This window comes from Arthrobacter sp. TB 26 (assembly GCF_000427315.1).
In the GTDB taxonomy this organism is placed as follows: domain Bacteria; phylum Actinomycetota; class Actinomycetes; order Actinomycetales; family Micrococcaceae; genus Arthrobacter.
The window spans coordinates 1,559-3,545 of record NZ_AUPJ01000267.1; the positions used below are offsets into that span (position 1 = coordinate 1,559).

Consider the following 1,987-nt stretch of genomic DNA (forward strand, 5'->3'; position numbering starts at 1 on the left):
CGCTGAGGAGGTGACCCGGGGCTGGTCCTGCTCCCGCCAATCGGGATTCCGGGGTCCGGTCTCGGGCATCTACTGTCCGTTCTTCGCTGTCGTTGTGGCGGCCCCGGAGGGCCTTGCTACTGCTGTAAATCTATCAAGCGGCCAGATGATCTGTACCGGCCTGCCAATCACCCGCTCCTGCGGGACCATGCCTCCGCCGGGGGCACCCAAAAGACTGCGGGAATCTGCGGACAGCGAGCGGTGGTCCCCCATCAGCCAGAGCCGGCCGGGCGGAACGATCACGCTGAATTTCAGCTCGCTCGGGGCGTCACCCGCATAGAGGTAGGGTTCCGCAATTTGCTGGCCGTTGACTGTGAGGTGGCCGCTGGCATCGCAGCAGACCACGTGGTCCCCGGGGAGGCCAACGACGCGTTTGATGTAGGTGTTGTCGCCGCCGGAGAGGCCAATCCAGTGCCCGATGCCGCCCAGAAAGTCCAGGACAGGTCCGTTGCCGCTGTTCAGCGGGGCGAAGGAGCCGCGGCCGTCGAAGACGACGATGTCGCCACGTCCTACAGGATCGGCGCGGAAGTCCGTCCGTGACACGAGGATCCGGTCCCCTTCGCGGAAGAGCGGCTCCATCGAGGCGGAGGGGATGTAGTAGACATCGAGCCACAAGGAGCGGGCCAGGCCGCTGATGAGCACGGCCAGCACCACGGCCAGCAAAACAAAACGCCAGCCGAGTTTCCTGGGCTGGCGTTTTGTCTGTTCCATGGTCCGTATCCTCTAACGCTTGACGTGAACAGCGCTGTTGCGGATGCTCCGGCGCTGGCCGGACACGGTCCGTGGACCCGCGGTGGAAGCCTGTGGTGACGTCTGGAAGGCTTACTTTGCGGTCTGGAAGTCGCGCTTTTCCTTGATCTTCGCGGCCTTACCACGCAGGTTGCGCATGTAGTACAGCTTGGCGCGGCGCACGTCACCCTTTGAGACGAGCTCGATCTTCTCGATGATCGGGGAGTGCACCGGGAACTTGCGCTCCACGCCGACGCCGAAGGAGACCTTGCGGATGCTGAAGGTTTCGCGCAGTCCGTCGCCGTGGCGGCCCAGGACGAAGCCCTGGAACACCTGGACACGGGAGTTCTTGCCTTCGATGATGTTCACGTGAACCTTGAGGGTGTCACCCGCGCGGAAGACCGGAATATCGGTGCGCAGCGAGGCTGCATCTACGGAATCGAGAATGTGCATTGATTCACTCCTGGTGAACGCCACAGGTCCTTCACGTTGGGTCACGGCGGCCAAACCCGGGCGAACTAATGGCCCGGAGATTCCCGTCGAAAATTTGTGAATCCGGCTCCGTCAGGACTTGACGGGACCGGGGTGCCGCGCTGTTGGTTACGCTCCCCCTGTGGCAGGTTCGCAGCCCAGCAGGCACAAGGACTAATTTTGCCATACCCGGGGCCATCCAGCCAATCCGGTCAGGCGGAATTACCGCCGGCGTCGGGGCGGCGCTCCAGGCGGCCGTCGACGACGGCGTACCCCAGGTCCGCAAAAGCGGTCCGGTCCGCGCGGGGCAGCTTGCCGGCGTCGAACCCTGCGAGGAGGTCCGGGCGCCGTTCGGCGGTGCGCCGGTACTGCTCGTGCCGGCGCCACTGGGCGATCTTGCCGTGGTTGCCGCTGAGCAGCACCGCCGGGACCTCGCGGTCCCGCCAGCTCGAGGGCTTGGTGTACACGGGGTACTCCAGCAGTCCGTCCGAGTGCGATTCCTCCACGAGGGACTCGGGGTTGCCGACGACGCCGGGCAGCAGGCGCCCGATGGCCTCCACCATGGCCAGCACTGCCACTTCGCCGCCGTTGAGCACGTAGTCGCCGAGGCTCATCGGCCGCACGGTGAAGTGGTCGGCCGCCCACTCCATCACGCGCTCATCGATGCCTTCGTAGCGTCCGCAGGCGAACACCAGCCGGTCTGCCCCGGCGAGCTCATGGGCCGCGGCCTGGGTGAACCGCTCCCCCG

General features: G+C 65.6%; 3 protein-coding genes. All 3 read right to left on the reverse strand.

Annotated elements, in window-relative coordinates:
* Positions 1 to 69 precede the first annotated feature (69 nt).
* Positions 70 to 750: a signal peptidase I gene (lepB, locus tag K789_RS0109725; RefSeq protein ID WP_024366585.1), complete on the reverse strand. Its 681-nt coding sequence runs from the start codon at positions 748 to 750 to the stop codon at positions 70 to 72.
* Between the two features lie 111 nt (positions 751 to 861).
* Positions 862 to 1,221, reverse strand: a complete 360-nt coding sequence (rplS, locus tag K789_RS0109730) for a 50S ribosomal protein L19 (RefSeq protein ID WP_024366586.1) — start codon at positions 1,219 to 1,221, stop codon at positions 862 to 864.
* A 230-nt stretch (positions 1,222 to 1,451) separates the two neighbouring features.
* Positions 1,452 to 1,987, reverse strand: a 536-nt coding sequence (gene trmD / locus K789_RS0109735) for a tRNA (guanine-N1)-methyltransferase (protein WP_024366587.1), incomplete at its 5' end; no start/stop codon positions are given.

Excerpts from the sequence above, each read along its gene's own strand:
- lepB (WP_024366585.1), bottom strand. The coding sequence starts at position 750 with ATGGAACAGACAAAACGCCAGCCCAGGAAACTCGGCTGGCGTTTTGTT.
- rplS (WP_024366586.1), bottom strand. The coding sequence starts at position 1,221 with ATGCACATTCTCGATTCCGTAGATGCAGCCTCGCTGCGCACCGATATT.